Origin of the sequence: Devosia ginsengisoli, assembly GCF_024707105.1 — a bacterium.
GTDB lineage: Bacteria > Pseudomonadota > Alphaproteobacteria > Rhizobiales > Devosiaceae > Devosia > Devosia ginsengisoli_A.
In genome coordinates this window covers 31,564-48,533 of the sequence record NZ_JANQAJ010000002.1, presented here as the reverse complement: position 1 = coordinate 48,533, position 16,970 = coordinate 31,564, and the positions used below count along the sequence as shown (strand labels likewise).

The window sequence follows — 16,970 nt, the reverse complement described above, 5'->3', positions numbered from 1 at the left end:
TCAGTCGAACGGCCGTCTTGATCTGGCATGACTGAATTGCCTGTGCCATGACTGTTGCCGACAGCAAGTCAGGGGCAGGGGTCACAGTTGAACGTCAGGGAAATTGCCAAATCCATTATCTACCGGACGCCGTTCGTCTCGCGTCTGATGGCGCCGTCCTATCCCTACAAGATCAATCCCGGCCAATTGGCCGCCATGGTCGAGCTGATCGACAGCACAAGGTCGACTGGCGCCGCCGTCGCCGAGATCGGCGTGGCCCAGGGCGATACCTCGGTGTTTTTGCTGGAACATCTGAAATCGGTCGGCGATAGCAGGGAACTGCTGTTGTTCGACACGTTTTCCGGTTTCACCGACGAAAGCATTTCGTTCGAAGTGGCCAACCGCCAGAAGAATGCGCAGGATTACGACAAGTTCAGATATGGCGACGAAGCCCGCTTCAATCGCAACCTGACCAATGCGGGCTATGACCGCTTCCGCACCATCAAGGGCGATGCCGCCCGCTTCGATTGGGGCTCTCTGGGGCCGATCGGTGCCGTCCTGCTCGACATCGACCTCTATCAGCCCACCATCGCCATTCTCGACGCCATCTACCCCCATATCGTGCCGGGCGGCGGCATCGTGGTCGATGATTGCCTGGCCGACTCCCCCTGGGACGGTTCTCTGCAGGCCTATCAGGAGTTCATCGACAAACACGGCCTCCCCTTCATCCGCGCCGGCCACAAAGGCGGCCTGATCCGCAAGGCCTAAGTCCGGCCAGACCGCCGGAGCACAACGTCCTCGGCTCCTGCCCACCCTCCCCCTTGAGGGGAGGGGTAGCGACGCCTGGCCCTCAGGGCCTTGGCAAAGCTGGGGAGGGGGTGTCGAGGGCTCATCTGGCACCGAAATCGTTGGGGGACGCGACACCCCCACCCTCAATCCCTCCCCACAAGGGGGAGGGAAGTCCGCTCCGCGGTTGGCGGGATATTGGGATGACCCTTGAGGGTCGATCTGGCGCCTCCCTCCCCTTGATGGGGAGGGAATGAGGGTGGGGTGTCGGGAGCCATAGGAGCTTCAGGTGAACACCCCCTCGGAGGTCAAGTTCTTCCCCTCAAGCCTCGTGTATTCGCCCCGCACTCCGTCCCGTCGCCCCCTTCAGTGTCATCGGCAGTCCGGCCACGATGAAATGCACTTCCTCGCAGATCTCCGCCAGCCGCTGATGCGCCGATCCCGCCAGGTCGCGGAATGTCCGCGCCATTGCATTGTCGGGCACGATGCCCAGCCCAACCTCGTTGCTCACCAGGATCACTCTGGCAGTCTTGAGCTGCACCAGCGTTGCCCCCAGCTCGCTCACCGCCTTGGCCACATCCTCATTGGCCACCAGGAGGTTGGTGATCCACAGCGTCAGGCAATCCACCAGGATCACATCGTGCTTTTTCGCTGCCGCCATCAGCGCGTCCGACAGCGCCAATGGCTCCTCTATGGTGGTGAAGCGATCCCCGCGGCCGGCCTTGTGGGTCGCCACCCGGTCGCGCATTTCCGCATCCAGCGCTTCGGCCGTAGCCAGATAAGCCGGCTTTTTGCCACTGCGAATGGCCAATTGTTCGGCAAAGGCCGTCTTGCCCGAGCGCGCCCCGCCCAGCACCAGCACATGTCCCGTCATTGCATCCTCTCCGTAGCCGCCCGCCGCGGCCTCTGGGTTCAAAAAGCGCGAGCGCCGAACCGGTTGCGCCGCTTGTGCAGGTCAGCGATGCCCATCGCCCTCTCACTGGGCGTTTTTGTGCCTTATTCTACTTTCGTCTTAGCATCTTTCGCATTATGGTCCGCGCCGAAACGACACCCTAGAATCCGTCTAAACCTCGGAGCATCCTCGCGTGACCAGATATTATCTTGGCGTCGATGGCGGCGGCACCAATTGCCGCGTGCGTCTGGCCGATGAGAATCTGAAAACGCTCGCCGAAGTCAAGAACGGCCGCTCCAATCTGCAGATCGACGATGGCGAGCCGGCCTGGAAGGCCATTAGCGACGGCACGCGCGACGTCTTCAAGGCCGCCGGCCTCGATTATGCCGAAACCGCCAATACCTATGCCTGCTTCGGCATGGCCGGCGGCCGCATGGATACGGCCCGCGCCGAATTCGCGGCGCGCCCCTGGCCTTTTGCCGGCGTGAAGGTCTATGACGATATCGATATCGCTCATGCCGGCGCCCTGGGCGGCGAAGAAGGTGGCGTCATCATCGTCGGCACCGGCTCGGCCGCCCTTGCCATTGTCGATGGCCAGCGCCACCAGGCCGGCGGCTGGGGCTTTCACATCGGCGACCAGATGAGTGGCGCCATCCTGGGTCGCGAACTGGCCCGCTATGCCGTGGAAGCCGAGGACGGGCTGGTCGAAGCCTCCCCGCTGACCAGGGCCATCACCGCGCAACTGGGCGGCGACAACCAGGCCATCATGACCTGGTCCTTCGCCACCGAGATGGACCTCAAGCTGCTCAGCCGCGATGGCAGCGAAGGCTGCGACGATGCCCTGATCGGCCGCGCCCCGGCCGAGTTCGGCAAGCTCATGCCCCTGTTCATCGACTATCTCGAAAAGGGCGATCCGGTCGCCCGCAAGATGCTCGATATCCAGTTGGGCTACATCGACACCTATGTGAACTGGTTCAAGGCGCACAATGCCCAGGTCATGGCTATTGTCGGCGGCTTCGGCCAGCGCCTGTTCCCGATCCTCGTGGAGCGCTACGGCACCTTCGTCGCCCTTCCCAAATTCGAGCCTCTGCACGGGGCCGTCATCCTCGCCAAGCAGAACTTCGCGTCAAACTAAGGGACTGCCCCAGTGTCCAGCCGTATCATTCCTGTCCAGCCTTTCGACTATGTGGTGTTCGGCGCCACGGGCGACCTGACCAAGCGCAAGCTGATCCCGGCGCTGTATCACCGTTTCAAGGATGGCCAGTTCGACGAGAATAGCCGCATCATCGGTGCCTCGCGCTCCAAGCTGTCCGATGCCGATTTCCAGCAATCGGCCCGCGATGCCATCACCGCTTTCGTCGAAAAGGAATATCAGGACGCCAAGGTCATCGACCGTTTCGTCAAGATTTTCTCCTATGTCCCGGTCGATGCCAGCAAGCCCGAGGAATCGGGCGATCTCGGCAGCAAGCTGCGCGACGATCCCGAAGTGGTCCGCGCCTTCTACCTTGCCGTCGCGCCCGACCTGTTCGAGCCCATCGCCGAATATCTGCACTCCAAGAAGCTCTATCGCCGCGACGCCCGCGTCGTCATCGAAAAGCCGCTCGGCCACGATCTGGCCAGCTCGGTCGAAATCAACGACGGCGTCGCCAAGATTTTCAAGGAAGATCAGGTCTACCGCATCGACCACTATCTCGGCAAAGAGACGGTCCAGAACCTGCTGGCTTTGCGCTTCGCCAATACGCTCTTCGAGCCCATCTGGAATTCGGCCCATATCGACCATGTCCAACTGACCGTGGCTGAATCGGTCGGCGCCGGCACGCGCGGCTATTACGACGAGAGCGGCGCCCTGCGTGACATGATCCAGAACCACATGCTGCAACTGCTCTGCCTCGTGGCCATGGAACCGCCCGCCAGCGACGACGCCAATGCCCTGCGCGACGAAAAGCTCAAGGTTTTGCGCGCCCTCAAGCCCATCAGCAATGGCGACGTGGCCCGCAACACCGTGCGCGGCCAGTATAAGGGCGTGAAGTCCGAGACCACCTCGGTCGCCGGCTATCAGGACGAATTGCCCGACGACAAGAAGGGCAGCCGCACCGAAACCTTCGTCGCCCTCAAGGCCGAGGTCGAAAACTGGCGCTGGTCCGGCGTGCCCTTCTATTTCCGCACCGGCAAGCGCATGGCCAACCGCGTCTCCGAAATCTGCATCCAGTTCAAGCCGATCCCACACTCCATCTTCGATCACGCCGAAGGCGCGCCCAAGGCCAACAAGCTCATCATCCGCCTGCAGCCCGACGAGGGCGTCAAGCTGATGATGATGATCAAGGATCCGGGCCCCGGCGGCATGCGCCTGCGCGAAGTGCCGCTGAACCTGAGCTTCGCCCAGACCTTCTCCGAACGCACCCCCGAAGCCTATGAGCGCCTGCTGCTCGACGTGGTGCGCGGCAACCAGACCCTGTTCATGCGCCGCGACGAACTCGAAGCCGCCTGGAAATGGGTCGACCCGATCCGCGAGGCCTGGGACCGCTCCAGCGAGCCCCCGCAAGCCTATGTGGCCGGCACCTGGGGCCCATCAGGCGCGATTGCGTTGATCGAACGCGACGGCCGGACATGGTATGAGGATGACGTGTGATAAATATTGCCACGCGTCAGTGGTTCGAGGGTCGCTTCGCTCCCGCCTCACCATGAGGGCTACTGGAGCACCGGGCTATAAGTATCCCTCATGGTGAGGTGCGCTTCTTCAGCGCCTCGAACCACGAGGGCGTGGCACAAAGGAACAAGATGACCATTACCCGCCGCAGCTTCGCCGATAAGCCCACCCTCGCCAAGGAATTGGCCGAGTCCGTGGCCGACCGCATCCGCGCCGCCATCGAAGCGCGCGGCACTGCGGCAATCGCGGTCAGCGGCGGCTCCACCCCGGCCCGTTTCTTCCAGGCCCTGGGCAAGACCAAGGACATCGACTGGTCCAAGGTCATCGTCACTCTGGTCGACGAACGCTGGGTCGATGAAACCAACGACCGCTCCAATGCGCTCCTCGTCAACGAGCGCATGCTGCAGGGCCCCGCCGCCACCGCCCGCTTCTTCCCGCTCTATTCGGGCGGCAGCGAGCCCGACGCCGCCGCCGTCGCCAAGACCAATGCGCTCCTCGCCGACCTGCCCGATACCTTCGCCGCCGTCATTCTCGGCATGGGCAATGACGGCCACACGGCCAGCTTCTTCCCCGGCGGCGACACGCTCGATCAGGCGCTGACCTCGGAAGGCCCGGCTCTTGCCATAAGCGCGCCCGGCGCCGGCGAGCCGCGCATCACCTTTACCCTTCCGCGTCTCCTCCGCACGGATGGGCTGTACCTTCACATCGAAGGGGAGGAAAAGGCCGACGTGCTCGACACGGCTCTGGGCGATGGTCCCGTCGCGGACATGCCCATTCGTGCCGTCCTGCGGTCCGGCCACGCCGTCACTGTCTACTGGTGCCCCTAGGAGACTGTTTGAGAACTCGCTCTGGCGCGTCAGATGGCGTGATTTTTCGAGAACCGGAGCGCAGCGTACGTTTGGTACGTGAGCACCGGAAGCGCAGAAAATTGCGTCAGATGGCCGCCAGAGTAGAGTTCACAAAGGGTCTCCAAGTCCCCTAGGCGGTCCCCAATCGACCGCCCTGGCCACGAAAGGGCTCCAGCCGGCGCGTTCCTGCGAAAAGGTGCTCCCGCCTTTCGCCGCGTGAACGTGCCCTAAAGAGTAGGAGCTCGACCATGTCTGTCCGCCAGGCCATCCAGGATGTCACCAATCGCATTGCGGCGCGCAGCCGCGACAGTCGCCGTGACTATCTCGCCCGCCTCGAAGCCGCCCGAGAGGCCGGCGTCAACCGCGCCGTCCTCTCCTGCGGCAACCTCGCCCATGCCTTCGCGGCCTGTTCGCCCGCCGAAAAGGCCCAGCTCGCCGGCACCAAGAGCCTCAATCTGGGCATCGTCACCAGCTATAACGACATGCTCTCGGCCCACCAGCCCTATCAATTCTACCCCGACATCATCAAGGAAGCTGCCCGCTCCATTGGCGCCACCGCCCAGGTCGCCGGCGGCGTGCCCGCCATGTGCGATGGCGTGACCCAGGGCCAGCCGGGCATGGACCTCAGTCTCTTCTCCCGCGACGTCATCGCCATGTCGACGGCCATTGCACTGAGCCACAACATGTTCGACGCCGCGGTCTATCTCGGCATCTGCGACAAGATCGTCCCCGGCCTGCTCATCGGCGCGCTGACTTTCGGCCACCTGCCGGCCGTCTTCGTCCCCGCCGGCCCCATGCCTTCGGGCCTGCCCAATGACGAAAAGAGCAAGGTCCGCCAGCTCTATATGGAAGGCAAGGTCGGTCGCGCCGAACTGCTCGAAGCCGAATCCAAGTCCTACCATTCCGCCGGCACGTGCACCTTCTACGGCACCGCTAATTCCAACCAGATGCTCATGGAAATCATGGGCCTGCATCTGCCCGGCGCCAGCTTCGTCAATCCCGGCACGCCCCTGCGCGACGCGCTGACCCGCGAAGCCACCGTTCGCGCCCTCTCGCTCACAGCCCAGGGCAACCACTATACCCCGGTCGGCCACGTCATCGACGAAAAGGCCATCGTCAATGGCCTCGTCGGCCTGCACGCCACGGGCGGCTCCACCAACCACACCATGCATCTCATCGCCATCGCCGCCGCCGCCGGCCTCCAGGTCACCTGGGACGACATGAGCGATCTCTCCGACGCGACGCCCCTCCTCGCCCGCGTCTATCCCAATGGCGTGGCCGATGTGAACCATTTCCACGCCGCCGGCGGCATGGGCTTCCTCATCCAGGAACTGCTCGAATCCGGGCACCTGCATGAAGACGTCAAGACCGTCTGGGGCGAGGGCCTCTCCGGCTACAAGGTCGAAGCCAAGCTCATCGAGGACAAGCTCACCTTCGAGCCCGCCCCCAAGGAATCCGCACTCCCCAAGGTGCTGACCTCGACCAGGACCCCGTTCCAGACCTCGGGCGGCCTCAAGCTGCTCTCAGGCAATCTCGGCCGCTCGGTCATCAAGGTCTCGGCGGTGAAGCCCGAACATCGCGTCGTCGAAGCCCCCGCCCGTGTCTTCCATGGCCAGGAGGGCCTCCAGGCCGCCTTCAAGGCCGGCGAACTCACCGGCGACATGATCGCCGTCGTCCGCTTCTCCGGCCCCCGCGCCCTCGGCATGCCCGAACTGCACAAGCTCACCCCGTCCCTTGGCATCCTGCAGGATCGCGGCTTCAAGGTTGCCCTGCTCACCGACGGCCGCATGTCCGGCGCCTCGGGCAAGGTCCCCGCCGCCATCCACATGACCCCCGAAGCCATCGACGGCGGCCCCATCAGCAAAATTCGCGACGGCGACATGATCCGCCTCGACGCCAATGAAGGCACCCTGACCTTCCTCGGCGACGAACGCGAATTCCTCTCCCGCACCCCCGCCACCGAAGACCTCCGTCCCCAGCATTACGGCATGGGCCGCGAACTCTTCGCCGGCTTCAGAAGCCTGGTCGGCGTGGCCGACCGGGGGGCGAGTGTGTTCCAGTAGGATACCCCCCTCCCAACCTCCCCTGATAGGGGGAGGAGCCGCGCAGTGGGTGTGGCACAATGCCGCCAAATCCCCGATCTGTTCCTCCCCCTATCAGGGGAGGGGCTAGGAGGGGGTATCCTAACAAACCTCAAGCGGCCGGTAGCACCATAGGCTCGATCGAGCTTAATGCCTCATCCACCTGTGCCTCCGCCAGCGTCAGGTCATAAAGCCCCTGCATGTTGATCCAGAATTCCGGCGTCATCGAAAAGAACCGTCCGAGCCGCAGCGCCGTGTCGGGGGTTACACCCGTCTCTTCCCGCACCAGCCGCTCGATCCGTGTGCGCGGCACACCAAGCCGGGCCGCAAGTGCATAGGGCGTCAGGCCCGGTGGTTCCAGCAATTCCTCGCGCAGATACTCACCCGGATGCACTGGCGGCGTGATCCTGATAGCCATGTCGTCCCTTTTACCGGATGTTCTGAGATGCAGTATTCAGCCAGTATTGCACTAGATGTTGCAGTCGTCTCCCTCCCCCTTGTGGGGAGGGATCAAGGGTGGGGGTGGGCCACTCACTCTGAGTCTGCGGAACCATACCCTCACCCGGCTCGATCACGGACTTAGCAAGGGCTAAGTCTTATCTCGCGGTCCCTCCCCACAAGGGGAGGGAGGCAGACTGATGGATTGCATCATCGACTTCTTCCGAACAGCCGCTCGATATCCTTCTTCTTGAGTTCGACATAAGTCGGCCGCCCATGGATGCATTGCCCCGAATGCGGCGTTGCTTCCATGTCGCGCAGCAGCGCATTCATCTCGTCCACCCGCAGCCGCCGCCCCGAACGCACCGAGCCGTGGCAGGCCATGCGGGCGATGATGGCCTCCATCCGGTCCGAAACAGCGGCAATGCTCTCCCATTCCGCCAGCCCGTCAGCCACGTCACGCACCAGCCCGTCTATGTCCGAATTGCCCAGCAAGGCCGGGGTTTCGCGCACCGCCACGGCCCGCGGCCCGAACCGTTCGAGATAAAGCCCGAACCGCTCCAGCTCCTCCGCGGCCTCTTCCAGCCGCGCGCAATCTTCTTCCGGCAGTTCCACCACCAGCGGGATCAATTGCGCCTGGCTCGCCACCGGTCCGGACGCCAGTTGCGCCTTGAACCGCTCATAGACCAGCCGCTCATGCGCGGCATGCTGATCCACCAGCAGCAGGCCCTCGCCATTCTGCGCGATGATGAAATTGTCGAACATCTGCGCCCGCGCCGTGCCAAGCGGGTAATCCATCAAAGCCGGCGCCGCTTCGGCTTCCACCCGCGCGCTGGGCTCGTTGAGGCCATCCATTGCGGCCTGCCCGAAATCTGGCGCAAACGAATTGCCGCTGCCCGCGCCCACCCGCTCATAACCGGCAAACGGCGCCATGGCATCCGCCCGATAGGCCGGGGCAGGGGTCGGCGAGGGCGCCGCATAAGCCGGCGCGGTGAACGCTCCCAGCACATCCTCGGCCACCGTGCCCGAAGCCTTGAACCCCGCGGCAGCCAGCGCTTCGCCGATAGCCCGGATCACCGCGCTGCGCACCGCCCCGGCATCGCGAAAGCGCAGCTCCGCCTTGGCCGGATGCACATTCACATCCACCTCGCCGGGGTCGATGGCGATATAGAGCGCCACGACAGGAAAGCGGTCGCGGAACACATAGTCGGCATAGGCCGCGCGCACCGCGCCCACCAGCACCTTGTCCTTCACCGACCTTCCATTGACGAAATAGAACTGGCTCAGCGAGTTCGCCCGCGTATAGGTCGGCAGTCCCGCCAGCCCCGCCACGTCAACGCCGTGCCGGCTCGTCGCCAGCGTCACCGCATTGCGCGCGAAATCGTCCCCGATCACCTGGCCCAGCCGCGCCTGCAGCGCCCCGGTCCCCGTCACCGCAGGCCAGTTGCTCGCCGTCCGGTCGCTGCCGTTGAGCACGAAATGCACGGAAGGATTGGCCATGGCGAGGCGCTTGACCACATCGGTGATTGCCCCGGCCTCGGCCCGGTCGCTCTTGAGGAATTTCAGCCGTGCCGGCACCTTGGCGAAGAGGTTCTTCACCTCCACGATCGTGCCCCGGTTCATCGCCTGCGGCACCGGCCCCGCGCGCACGCCATTGCGCACGTCGATCCGCAGCCCACTCTCCGCCTCTGCCGTCCGCGAGGCAATGCTCAGCTCCGCCACCGATCCGATCGAGGCCAAAGCCTCGCCCCGGAATCCCAGCGTACGGATATCATCCAGCTCATCCTCGCTGAGCTTGGATGTCGCATGCCGCTCCACCGACAGCACCAGGTCGGCCCGGTCCATGCCGTGCCCGTCATCCTCGATACGAACAAGCCCCTTGCCGCCCGCCGCCGTGGTGACGACGATCCGGCTCGCCCCCGCGTCGATGGCATTCTCCACCAGTTCCTTGACCACGCTGGCAGGCCGCTCCACCACCTCGCCGGCGGCGATGCGGTTGATCAGGTCTTCGGGTAGCTGGCGGATGGGCAAGGGCGATTCTCCTGAGGGAGCAATATAGGGGAGGGGAGGCCGGTTTCCGACCCGATTCCTGCGCTTTTGCAATGCTCTGCGCCAATCTCTCAGTCTGCCTCCCTCCCCCTTGTGGGGAGGGAAGCGAGATAGGACTTAGCTTGCTAAGTCCGTGATCGAGCCGGGTGGGGGTGTCGGACCCTCCCTGAATCCGATGCAGTTGGAGCCGCGAACATCCCCACCCTTGATCCCTCCCAACAAGGGGAGGGAGACGACTGAGGTTGCGCCGCCCACAAAACCCGGTTGCCCCTATCCACCCGGCAGCGCTACATCTCCCCCATGCCCAGCCAGTCCCCCATGGATCTCGCCCTCACCCTCGCCGAAGAGGCCGCCGCCAATGGCGAAGCCCCGGTGGGCGCCGTGGTCATGGAAGGCGACACCATCCTCGCCGCCGAGCGCAACCGCATGAAGGCGCTCGCCGATCCCACCGCCCATGCCGAAATGCTGGCCATCCGCACCGCACTGAAAACCCGCGCCACCGGCCGCCTCGATGGCTGCGACCTCTATGTCACGCTCGAACCCTGCGCCATGTGCGCCGGCGCCATCGCCCATACGCGCCTGCGCCGCATCTATTTCGCCGCCGAGGATATCAAGGCCGGCGCCGTCGAAAACGGCATCCGCCTTTTCACGCAGCCTACCTGCCATCACGCCCCCGAAGTCATTTCCGGCCTCGGCGCCTCCCGGTCGGAGGCCCTGCTGCGCACCTTCTTCCGCGCCCTGCGCTAACGCTCCACCAGCATCGCCACCGCCGACAGCGCCAGCCCCGCCATCATGCCGAAGGGATACATCTCATATCTCGGCGTGTCGTCCGGCAGCGCCACGCCCTCCGGTACGAACTTCGTGCAGATGCGCCACTGCACCGGTGGCACCGCGCCCTCCAGCCGGTCGCGATAGAGCGGCACCCAGTGCCGCGCATCGTTGAAGGTGATGGCCATGGGCGTATTGCAGCAGGTCGCCACCATGCGGTTGGTCTTGGAATCCGGCGTCAGCTTGTGCGCCTCCAGCAGGTGCCAACCCCTGATCGGCTTCACCCGGTCCTTGCGATAAAGCACGTTACCCGTGCCGCCCGCCGCATCGAGCAGCGGCGGCGCCTCGGGCAGGGCGCCCAGCGCCCGTCCCGCCGCCTGGCAATCGTCGCAATGGCAGATCACGCTGGCAATCGGCTTGCCCCACGCCTCGATTTCCACCTGCCCGCAACTGCAGCGTGCCATCACCTGTTTGTCCTTCATCCGGCCTCCTTGTTACAGGCCAGACGAACGGATCGACGGGGATTCGACAAGCCAATCGTCAGTTAGTCCGGATTGCTCTCCACCACAGGCACCTTGCCGGCGATATAGGCCTCCACCTTGTCGGCCAGGATACGCTTGAAGCGCTCCTTTTCCGCCTCGGCATGCGCCACGATCTCGCGCACGCGCCAGAATTCCAGCGCCCCGAAATTGGCGACATGCGGCCGCACGTAGATGTCGGGCGGATAGGCCGCCATCATATGCGCCGTCAGCGAATGCATCATGATCTGGGCCGAGCCGAACCAGATGTCGATCGCCTTGTGGTCGGTCTTGGAAATGCCTTCCGACGGGTCGCCATTGACGTCGATGCCGATCAGGAAGTCGGTGTCGATATCGGCCTGGTCCAGCGGCAGCGGATTGACCACCCCGCCATCGACCAGGATGTGGTTGGCATAGACCACCGGCTTGAACAGGCTCGGAATGGCGATCGACCCGGCGATGGCTGGCCGCAGCAATCCCGAATTGAACACCACCTGGTGCCAGCTCTGGAAATCGGTCGCCACCACATAGAGCGGCACCTTGAGATCCGCAAATTCGAGCGGAAAATTCTCCGGCGTGAATGTGTCGACGATGCTGGTCGCGTCGAGCTGCATCGAGATGCCGTTCTTCAATATCCCGCTGATGCCGCGGATCTGCGTCGCCCACAGCTTGGTGGCGATGATGCGCATCGTCCCCAGCACCTCGTAGGAATGCTCGCGCAATTCCTTGCCTGTCATGCCCGCGGCCCAGCCCGAACCGATCAGCGCGCCGATGGACGTGCCCGCGATGACCGAAGGCTTCAGCCCCAGCTCGTCCATGGCCTCGATATAGGGAATATGCGTCAGCCCGCGCGCCGAGCCGCCGCCCAGTGCCACACCGATCCGAGGTCCAGATATCGTCTCCATCCCGCCCCGCTCCTTGCCTTTCGAGCGCAGCCGGTCGGCCAGCGCCTGGCCGCGCAGTTGCAGCGGCGTCAGCGGGCGTTGCGGCGGCGTCTCGTCAAAGACGGTCTTGAGGAAGGGTACGCCGGCCAGGTTTAGGAAGGGTTCAGGACGCTGTTCGGGCGATTTCGCGCCAGCCGATGTCTCGGCGGCAAAAGCCTTCTGGCCAAACAATCTGGTCCACGCCTGCGTAAGCACGGCTTTGCGCCTCTTTCACACTTCCGCCCAGCGCGGTGACGTTGAGCACGCGCCCGCCGGCAGCAAGTAAACGCGCACCCTCCCGACGCGTTCCGGCATGAAACACCTGCAATATGTCGCTATCCAGTCCCTCGGCGCCGCGGATTTCGCTGCCCTTGTCATAGCTGCCCGGATAACCCTCGGTCGCCATGATGACCGTCAGCGCATATTGGTCCTTCCAGGCCACGTCATGCCCCGCAAGCGACCCGGTCGCCGTGGCATGCAGCAGCGGCAGCAGGTCGCTCTCTATGCGCAGCATCATCACCTGCGTTTCCGGGTCCCCGAACCGCGCATTATATTCCACCAGTTTCGGCCCATCCGCGGTCAGCATCAGCCCGGCATAAAGCACGCCCTGATACGGCGTTCCCCGCGCCGCCAGCCCCCGCACCGTCGGCCAGATCACCCGTTCCAGCACATCCTCGTAAATCTCGCGCGTCATCACCGGCGCCGGCGAATAGGCGCCCATCCCCCCGGTATTGGGCCCGGTATCGCCATCGAAGGCGCGCTTGTGATCCTGCGCCGTGGTCAGCGGCAGGATGCTGGTGCCGTCGCAGAGCACGAACAGGCTCACCTCCTCGCCTTCCATGAACTCCTCGACCACCACTTCGGCGCCCGACGCCCCGAACGCCCCGGCAAAGCAGTCGACAATAGCCTCCTCGGCCTCTTCCACGCTCATCGCCACGGTCACGCCCTTGCCCGCCGCCAGCCCATCCGCCTTGATGACGATGGGTGCGCCCTGCGTATAAAGATACGCCAAAGCCGCCGCCTCATTGTTGAAGCGCCCGTAACCGGCGGTGGGAATGCCCATCTCGTCGCACAGCGCCTTGGTAAAGCCCTTCGACCCCTCCAATTGCCCCGCCGCCTTGCTCGGGCAGAAGCAGGCGATCCCGGCTGCGCGCACGTCGTCGCCCAGCCCCGCCACCACCTGCGCATCGGGTCCCACCACCACGAAATCGATGGCCATCAGCCTGCAGAAATCCACCACCGCCTTATGGTCGGTAATGTCGATCACGACATTCTCCGCCACCGCCCCGGTCCCGCCATTGCCCGGCGCGATGAACAGCTTGGTCAGCTTAGGCGACTGCGCGATCTTCCACGCCAGCGCATGCTCACGCCCCCCGACCCGATCACCAGAACCCGCATGAACCGCCCTCCGTGCTTGTGAAGGCGTGATGCACGAGTGAGGCAGGAGAGGCAAGGCTCTTCTCATATCGCTCTTCAGGCGAGGAGGGGGCGCCGCTTTATACGCAAGCATCGGAGCGCGGCCGAGCGCGGCAGGAGAGCGATTTGGATCTTGCGACAGACTTTAAGATAGGATACCCCCCTATACTATGTCCCATCTCACCAGAAACAAGACCAAACTCCTTGCCCGTATTCGCCGCCTCAAGGGCCAGGTCGAAGCGATCGAGCGGGCGCTCGAGGCGGAGGCGCCCTGCGGGGAGATTTTGAACCTCACGGCGTCGGTTCGCGGCGCCATCACCGGCCTGACGGCTGAGCTGATCGAGGATCATATCCGCGAACACATCTCCAACCCGGACAAGGACCATGATCCAGCCCGGGCACAAGGCGCTGCCGAATTGATTGAAGCAGTCAGGATGTATCTGAAATGAGTGATGCCGCCGCCCGACTGTCCAGCCCCTACGCGCATGTCTTCCTTGGCCAGGACCATGCGCGCAACGAGCGCCGTACCTGGCTCGTCATCGCCATCACGGCGACCATGATGGTCATCGAGATTGCGGCCGGAACCATTTATGGTTCCATGGCACTGGTTGCCGACGGCTGGCATATGTCGACCCACGCCGCCGCCATGCTGATTGCGGCTCTGGCCTACATGTTCGCCCGTCGCCAGGCCAACAATCCGCGCTTCACCTTCGGCACCGGCAAGTTCGGGGATTTGGCCGCCTTCGCCAGCGCGGTCGTTCTGGCACTGATCGCGCTGCTCATTGGCTGGGAAAGCCTGCTCCGCTTCGCTAATCCTGTGACCATCAATTTCCAGCAAGCCGTCACCGTTGCCGTGCTCGGGCTTGCGGTCAACCTGGTTTGTGCCTGGCTACTGCGCGACGAACACAGTCACCATGGCCATCACCGTCACGCCCACAGCCATGACCATGCTCACGGCCACGACCATGCCCACCATACCGGCGACAACAATCTCCGTGCCGCCTATCTGCATGTCCTGGCAGATGCCCTGACATCGGTGCTGGCCATCGTCGCGCTGGTTCTCGGCGGCCTCTATGGCTGGAACTGGATGGACCCGGCCATGGGCATTGTCGGCGGCCTTGTCATCGCCCGCTGGTCATGGGGTCTGATCCGCGATGCCGGCGGCGTGCTGGTCGATTACGTCCCTGCCGGCGAAGATCTGCCGGATGAAATCCGCTCCGCTATCGCGGTGGGCGGCGACACCATCACCGACCTGCATGTCTGGCAACTCGGTCCTGGCCACCACGGCGCCATCATATCCATCGCCTCGCCCGCCCCGCAGGACCCCGCCGCCTATCGCGCCAGGCTGGCTCACATCCACGATCTCTCGCACGTAACGATCGAGGTCGAACAGACTGCTCCCCTGGGGGAAGGTCGGCGTAGTGCCGGGTGAGGCAAGCAACTACATCTCGGCTTCCTTGAACACCCGCGTCACATCCCCGTTCCACTCCCCACGGAACTTGTCGACCCAGCGCTGGGCCGGCGATTTGGCCAGCCTGATCGTCTCTTCCAGCGGGGCGAGGTGGATGGTTTCGTCCTTGCTCTGTGCATTGCGGCGGCCCCGCCGCACCAACCCGGCCTCGGCAATGCCCACGGCCTGCGCCGCCACGTCATAGAGGTTGGACCGGTCATGCGGCGTCATCAGCGCCAGCCGGGGCACTTCGCGGCGCATCTCGTCGCGCTCCTCGCGCGTCCAGGGCTCGATCAGCTCATAGGCCGCTTCCAGCGACACCGAGTCATAGAGCAGCCCGGTCCAGAAGGCCGACAGCGCCGTCACCGACTTTTCGTCGCCCATATCGGCGCCGCGCATTTCCAGGAACTGTTTCAGCCGCACTTCCGGGAAAATCGTCGACAGGTGGTCTTCCCAGTCCTTGATCGTGGGTTTCTCGCCCGGCAATTGCGGCAGTTCCCCGCGCAGGAAGGCCCGGAAGCTCTCGCCCGCCACGTTCACATATTGCTTGTTGCGGATGACGAAATACATCGGCACATCAAGCGCATAGTCGGCATATTGCTCGAAGCCGAACCCCTCGTCGAAGGCAAAGGGCAGCATGCCGGTGCGGTCATCATCGGTGTTGAGCCAGATATGGCTGCGGAAACTCAGATAGCCGCTGTCCCGGCCTTCCGAGAAGGGCGAATTGGCAAACAAAGCCGTCGCCACCGGCTGCAGCGCCACCGCTACGCGCAGCTTCCTGACCATGTCGGCTTCGCTGGAAAAATCGAGATTGGCCTGCACCGTCGCCGAGCGGAACATCATCGACGTGCCCAGCGTGCCGACCTTTTCCATATAGGGCTTCATGATGCCGTAGCGCGATTTCGGCATGGCGCAGATCTGGTCCACCGACCATAGCGGCGTCACGCCCAGCCCGAGGAAATGAATATCGAGCGGCGCCGCCACCTTCTTGCTGACGCGCATATGCTCGGCCAGCTCTGCCGCGGTGCCATGCAGGTCCACCTGCGGCGAGCCCGACAGTTCAAACTGCCCGCCGGGTTCCAGCGAAATCCCGCCGGCCACTTCGTCATTGCGCAGCCCGATCGGGTTGTCGCCGTCATAGAAGGGGTGCCAGCCGGTTTCCTTCTCGATGCCTTCGATCAGCGCGCGGATGCCATCCGGCCCCTCATAGGCCACCGGCCGCAGTGGGTTGGTGTGGAACACATGCTTTTCATGCTCGGTGCCGATGCGCCATTCGCTCTCGGGCTTGGCCCCGCGCGCCATGGCCTCGATCAGGTCAGCCCGCGTCTCGATCAGGGGCGAATAGGTGTCGGCACCGGCCATAGGCAGTCCTCTGGAAATACTGGCGGGGAACATAACGTTGCGCGAGCCGAAAGCAATCGCGTTTTATCGCCAATCGCCGATGGTAGCCTGAATCACGGCCAGCGCAGCCACCGCGGCCGTGTCTGCCCGCAGGATTCGTGGCCCCAGACTGATCGGCACCACATAGGGCAGGGCGCGCAATCTGGCGCGTTCCTCATCGGAAAATCCGCCCTCCGGTCCGATCAACAGACCCACCTTCCTTCCCTTGAGCTTTTCCAGCGCCGCGACTGGCGACGACGAGGCCTCGCCCTCATCGGCAAAAATCAGCGCCCGCTCCGCCGGCCAGGCATCGAGCAGCCGCTCCAGCGTCACTTCCTGCTCCACCTTGGGTACGCTGAGCACCTCGCATTGTTCGGCCGCCTCCACGGCATTGGCCACCAGCCGCTCATGCTTGAGCCGGCCGACCTGGGTAAACCGCGTCAGCACCGGCTGGATCGTGCCGACCCCCATTTCCACTGCTTTCTGGATCACATAATCCAGCCGCTCGGTTTTCAATGGCGCAAAGCCATACCAGAGGTCCGAAACCGGCGTCTGGACAGCGATTCTCTCCACCGGCTCCAGCACCACCGATTTCTTGGCGTCGCTGACCAGCCGCGCCAGCCACGCCCCATCCCGCCCATTGAACAGCACCACCTCGTCGCCCACCGCCTTGCGCAGCACGGCCGCCAGATAAAGCGACTGCTCCTTGCCCAGCGCAACCTGGCCACCCCCAGCCAGATCGGGTTCGACGAACAGACGGGGCAGGGCGGCATGGGTGCGGGGCATGGGAACTTC

General features: G+C 64.2%; 16 protein-coding genes. 8 read left to right on the top strand and 8 right to left on the bottom strand.

Annotation, left to right across the window (positions count from 1 at the left end; genetic code table 11):
* Positions 1 to 87: 87 nt before the first annotated feature.
* Positions 88 to 747 carry a TylF/MycF/NovP-related O-methyltransferase gene (locus NVV79_RS00485; RefSeq protein WP_303985182.1) on the top strand — a complete coding sequence of 220 codons (660 nt, stop codon included), beginning with the start codon at positions 88 to 90 and terminating at the stop codon, positions 745 to 747.
* A 340-nt stretch (positions 748 to 1,087) separates the two neighbouring features.
* Here the strand turns inward: NVV79_RS00485 and cobU are convergent, their stop codons facing one another.
* Complete coding sequence (gene cobU / locus NVV79_RS00480; RefSeq protein WP_303985179.1) at positions 1,088 to 1,639, bottom strand: bifunctional adenosylcobinamide kinase/adenosylcobinamide-phosphate guanylyltransferase; 552 nt, start codon at positions 1,637 to 1,639, stop codon at positions 1,088 to 1,090.
* Between the two features lie 211 nt (positions 1,640 to 1,850).
* Between cobU and NVV79_RS00475 the strand changes: the two genes are divergently transcribed.
* The 4 genes from NVV79_RS00475 (at position 1,851) to edd (ending at position 7,215) form a co-directional block, all read left to right on the top strand.
* Positions 1,851 to 2,792, top strand: a complete 942-nt coding sequence (locus NVV79_RS00475) for a BadF/BadG/BcrA/BcrD ATPase family protein (protein ID WP_303985176.1) — start codon at positions 1,851 to 1,853, stop codon at positions 2,790 to 2,792.
* 12 nt (positions 2,793 to 2,804) lie between these two features.
* The gene (gene zwf / locus NVV79_RS00470; protein ID WP_303985173.1) at positions 2,805 to 4,286 is read left to right on the top strand and encodes a glucose-6-phosphate dehydrogenase; all 1,482 of its coding nucleotides are present in this window, start codon (positions 2,805 to 2,807) and stop codon (positions 4,284 to 4,286) included.
* 149 nt (positions 4,287 to 4,435) lie between these two features.
* Entirely contained in the window at positions 4,436 to 5,131 is a 696-nt protein-coding gene (gene pgl / locus NVV79_RS00465) for a 6-phosphogluconolactonase (RefSeq protein ID WP_303985172.1), read from the top strand.
* Between the two features lie 269 nt (positions 5,132 to 5,400).
* Complete coding sequence (gene edd / locus NVV79_RS00460) at positions 5,401 to 7,215, top strand: phosphogluconate dehydratase (protein ID WP_303985170.1); 1,815 nt, start codon at positions 5,401 to 5,403, stop codon at positions 7,213 to 7,215.
* 130 nt (positions 7,216 to 7,345) lie between these two features.
* Here the strand turns inward: edd and NVV79_RS00455 are convergent, their stop codons facing one another.
* Both NVV79_RS00455 and mutL read right to left on the bottom strand, forming a co-directional pair.
* Positions 7,346 to 7,651 (bottom strand): HigA family addiction module antitoxin, encoded by a 306-nt coding sequence (locus NVV79_RS00455; RefSeq protein WP_303985169.1) that lies wholly within the window; start codon positions 7,649 to 7,651, stop codon positions 7,346 to 7,348.
* 230 nt (positions 7,652 to 7,881) lie between these two features.
* Complete coding sequence (gene mutL, locus NVV79_RS00450) at positions 7,882 to 9,702, bottom strand: DNA mismatch repair endonuclease MutL (RefSeq protein WP_303985167.1); 1,821 nt, start codon at positions 9,700 to 9,702, stop codon at positions 7,882 to 7,884.
* Between the two features lie 318 nt (positions 9,703 to 10,020).
* Between mutL and NVV79_RS00445 the strand changes: the two genes are divergently transcribed.
* The gene (locus NVV79_RS00445; RefSeq protein ID WP_303985295.1) at positions 10,021 to 10,467 is read left to right on the top strand and encodes a nucleoside deaminase; all 447 of its coding nucleotides are present in this window, start codon (positions 10,021 to 10,023) and stop codon (positions 10,465 to 10,467) included.
* Here the strand turns inward: NVV79_RS00445 and NVV79_RS00440 are convergent.
* From NVV79_RS00440 to purD, 3 genes are all read right to left on the bottom strand, one after another.
* The gene (locus NVV79_RS00440; protein ID WP_303985165.1) at positions 10,464 to 10,970 is read right to left on the bottom strand and encodes a GFA family protein; all 507 of its coding nucleotides are present in this window, start codon (positions 10,968 to 10,970) and stop codon (positions 10,464 to 10,466) included. The genes NVV79_RS00445 and NVV79_RS00440 overlap by 4 nt on opposite strands.
* 62 nt (positions 10,971 to 11,032) lie before the next feature.
* Positions 11,033 to 12,121: a patatin-like phospholipase family protein gene (locus tag NVV79_RS00435; RefSeq protein WP_303985163.1), complete on the bottom strand. Its 1,089-nt coding sequence runs from the start codon at positions 12,119 to 12,121 to the stop codon at positions 11,033 to 11,035.
* Entirely contained in the window at positions 12,054 to 13,358 is a 1,305-nt protein-coding gene (gene purD, locus NVV79_RS00430; protein ID WP_303985293.1) for a phosphoribosylamine--glycine ligase, read from the bottom strand. The genes NVV79_RS00435 and purD overlap by 68 nt, the downstream gene beginning before the upstream one ends.
* A 157-nt stretch (positions 13,359 to 13,515) precedes the next feature.
* On the opposite strand from purD, the gene NVV79_RS00425 reads away from it, so the two are divergent.
* Together NVV79_RS00425 and dmeF are read left to right on the top strand one after the other, a co-directional pair.
* A complete protein-coding gene (locus NVV79_RS00425) occupies positions 13,516 to 13,794 on the top strand; it encodes a metal/formaldehyde-sensitive transcriptional repressor (protein ID WP_303985161.1) in 279 nt (92 codons plus the stop codon).
* Entirely contained in the window at positions 13,791 to 14,777 is a 987-nt protein-coding gene (dmeF, locus tag NVV79_RS00420; RefSeq protein ID WP_303985159.1) for a CDF family Co(II)/Ni(II) efflux transporter DmeF, read from the top strand. Before NVV79_RS00425 ends, dmeF begins: the two co-directional genes overlap by 4 nt.
* A gap of 9 nt (positions 14,778 to 14,786) precedes the next feature.
* Here the strand turns inward: dmeF and NVV79_RS00415 are convergent, their stop codons facing one another.
* The gene (locus NVV79_RS00415) at positions 14,787 to 16,157 is read right to left on the bottom strand and encodes a glutamate--cysteine ligase (protein WP_303985157.1); all 1,371 of its coding nucleotides are present in this window, start codon (positions 16,155 to 16,157) and stop codon (positions 14,787 to 14,789) included.
* 63 nt (positions 16,158 to 16,220) lie between these two features.
* A complete protein-coding gene (locus tag NVV79_RS00410; protein WP_303985155.1) occupies positions 16,221 to 16,961 on the bottom strand; it encodes a 16S rRNA (uracil(1498)-N(3))-methyltransferase in 741 nt (246 codons plus the stop codon).
* Positions 16,962 to 16,970 lie beyond the last annotated feature (9 nt).

What these genes read in the sequence shown, in the direction of transcription:
- cobU (WP_303985179.1), bottom strand. Translation starts at nt 1,639, where the DNA reads ATGACGGGACATGTGCTGGTGCTGGGCGGGGCGCGCTCGGGCAAGACG.
- dmeF (WP_303985159.1), top strand. Translation starts at nt 13,791, where the DNA reads ATGAGTGATGCCGCCGCCCGACTGTCCAGCCCCTACGCGCATGTCTTC.
- NVV79_RS00440 (WP_303985165.1), bottom strand. Translation starts at nt 10,970, where the DNA reads ATGAAGGACAAACAGGTGATGGCACGCTGCAGTTGCGGGCAGGTGGAA.
- NVV79_RS00425 (WP_303985161.1), top strand. Translation starts at nt 13,516, where the DNA reads ATGTCCCATCTCACCAGAAACAAGACCAAACTCCTTGCCCGTATTCGC.
- NVV79_RS00455 (WP_303985169.1), bottom strand. Translation starts at nt 7,651, where the DNA reads ATGGCTATCAGGATCACGCCGCCAGTGCATCCGGGTGAGTATCTGCGC.
- NVV79_RS00445 (WP_303985295.1), top strand. Translation starts at nt 10,021, where the DNA reads ATGCCCAGCCAGTCCCCCATGGATCTCGCCCTCACCCTCGCCGAAGAG.
- pgl (WP_303985172.1), top strand. Translation starts at nt 4,436, where the DNA reads ATGACCATTACCCGCCGCAGCTTCGCCGATAAGCCCACCCTCGCCAAG.
- NVV79_RS00410 (WP_303985155.1), bottom strand. Translation starts at nt 16,961, where the DNA reads ATGCCCCGCACCCATGCCGCCCTGCCCCGTCTGTTCGTCGAACCCGAT.
- NVV79_RS00415 (WP_303985157.1), bottom strand. Translation starts at nt 16,157, where the DNA reads ATGGCCGGTGCCGACACCTATTCGCCCCTGATCGAGACGCGGGCTGAC.
- edd (WP_303985170.1), top strand. Translation starts at nt 5,401, where the DNA reads ATGTCTGTCCGCCAGGCCATCCAGGATGTCACCAATCGCATTGCGGCG.